We start from the raw sequence: 2228 nt of genomic DNA, 5'->3' as shown, positions 1-2228 counted from the left end.
GTTCACAGAACTTCGCTCGACAACGCCGAAAAGGTCATCGATGGGCTGATCGGACCCGACAAGCGGGTCCCTCCGAATGTGGACGTGACAGGCACGTCCCTCCCGAACAAACGGACTCACACGGCCGTGTGGTGGCATATCGAGCCCATCCACGCGGCAGTACCGAAGGAGTCGATTCGCAGCCTCCTTTTCTTCCACCCAGGTTGGTCCATGACGTGACAGATTCGGGGCGGTCGAGGGTGTCGTGGCGGATTTTGCGGAACGACACGGATCGCTTTACCTGTCGGAGAAAGTTGTCCCACCACCTGTGTGCGGTCATCTTCGAAAAGATAATTGGGGTTATGGACGGACTTCCTTTTACTCGCCGAGCCCCTGACATTGAAACGCCTGACCCAGTTCACCGCAGTCCCATGTGGATTGGGTGCGCCTGCGGTGTCGTCACATTCTGCTGCCTGCTGTTCACATCGCCCGTCACACCCATGACCTGGGATGAGGGTGATGCCATCCGCCGGGCGGAAAGAATTCAGGCGTGGTGTGTCGATCTATTCTCGCCCACCAGCGGGAGGAGCACGCCCATTGGACATCCTTTTTCCCGAAGAAGACTCTGGTGGGGATTTCCTTTCACCACGCAGCGGGAAGGCCATCCGGCCCTCTACGGGATCGTCATTGCCCTGGGAGAGGCCGTAGCGCCGAACGTGCTGGATCCTCTCACACGATACCGCTTCGGTCCGATCCTAGTCTTTGCTGTGGCCGTGGGTGCTGCCGCCGCGAAGATGGCTCGCTATTGGGGACCGCGGGCGGGCTGGGCTGCCGCAACCGCCCTCATCCTCCAGCCGCGGCTGTTCGCCCATGCTCATTACGCATCCTTTGACGGGCCGCTCACCGCATTCTGGCTCCTCTCCTGGGCCGCCTTTCCAGAAAGGGCTTTCACCCGGGCTGCCAAGCCCACACTGAAAGAGGACATCCTTCCAGCAATCCGCTGGGGTGCCCTGCTGGGCGCAACAATGAGTTGCAAATTCACCGGTTGGTTGGCTCCGCTTCCCTTTCTGATCTGGCCCGTTTTACAACGCAATCGTCGCTCGTGGTCGCTATTGCGCTGGGGATTTCTCGCGGCCTTGGTCACCTTCTTCCTGTGCAACCCTCCCCTGTGGGTGCGTCCCATCGTCGGGATGCTCATGTTTTTCCGTTTCAATCTCCATCGGGACCAGCTCCCGGGGCTCAACATTCCCACATACTTTCTGGGAAAGATGTACGATCTGTATCATCCCCTGCCCTGGTACAACACCCTATTCTGGACTGCTGTGGCGGTTCCCCTGCCGATTTTACTTTTCTTTGTATTGGGCCTTGCGACCATCGGCCGGCGACGGATGCGCCATTCGGTCGCTCTTTTGGCAGCGCACTGGGGCATTCTCATTATCGTGCGGGCAATGCCCGGGGCCCCACCCCACGATGGAATTCGGCTCTTTCTTCCCGCGTTTGCCTTTTTGGGGCTGCTCGCCGGGCTGGGCGTCGGCATGGGGCCCAAAATACTGGCGGAACAAACCGCCGATAAAGAGCCTCGACCTCAAAATCCGGCCGACGTTGCGAACCACGTCCCTGGACAAGACAGGTCTTTTCCGCCACTGCGTTCACAGCGGCACGGACTCGCCACGCTGGCGTCGATCACGGCATGGACCGCATTGTTGCTTTGCGTCATTCCGCTGTACTGTTTCGCACCGCAGTGGCTCTCGTACTACAATCTGTTGATCGGAGGTCTGCCAGGCGCTACCAAGCGGGGCATGGAATCGACGTACTACTGGGACGGCTTGGATCACGACGTCCTGTTATGGCTCCGCACTCAGTGTGTCCCCGGTGAAAAAGTCTATTTTTCCGCGGGGTCGCCGGACGATCTCGACCTTCAACATGCGTGGGGTTGGCTGGGGCCGGAACCCGCTTCCTCACCTGCGGACGCCCGGTGGTACGTCATTCAACACCGCCCAAGTGCCTGGAACGCCATCGACGAATGGCTGGCCCGCCACGGCACACCGGCCTTTGTGAAATACGCCGGACAGGCCACCTGCTGTCCTCTTGTCGGCCGCGTTTGGGTCGTGAAGGTCTTTCCCATCACCGAATATTGGCGCGCCAGCCAAAGCACGGCCGTCGAGAATACCCCGTAATTTGTCTCGACCAGGAAACCTCCTGAGACATCCCCACTTTTCCGCTGCGAAGAGGAACGCGAAGGTCCACAC

Annotated in this window: 2 protein-coding genes; both read left to right on the top strand. The window is 59.7% G+C overall.

The annotated features are described in order from the left end of the window. The coding region (locus H5U08_RS16415; RefSeq protein WP_297035515.1) for a hypothetical protein at window positions 1–219 on the top strand (219 nt) is incomplete at its 5' end. Between the two features lie 122 nt (window positions 220–341). After that, entirely contained in the window at window positions 342–2156 is a 1815-nt protein-coding gene (locus H5U08_RS16410) for a phospholipid carrier-dependent glycosyltransferase (RefSeq protein ID WP_297035513.1), read from the top strand. Window positions 2157–2228 lie beyond the last annotated feature (72 nt).

This window comes from Thermogutta sp. (assembly GCF_014359955.1).
Lineage (GTDB): Bacteria > Planctomycetota > Planctomycetia > Pirellulales > Thermoguttaceae > Thermogutta.
This window is presented reverse-complemented; position numbering and strand designations above follow the sequence as displayed.

Bases quoted from the DNA above. Each gene is read 5' to 3' on its own strand.
- H5U08_RS16410 (WP_297035513.1), top strand. From the start codon at position 342: ATGGACGGACTTCCTTTTACTCGCCGAGCCCCTGACATTGAAACGCCT.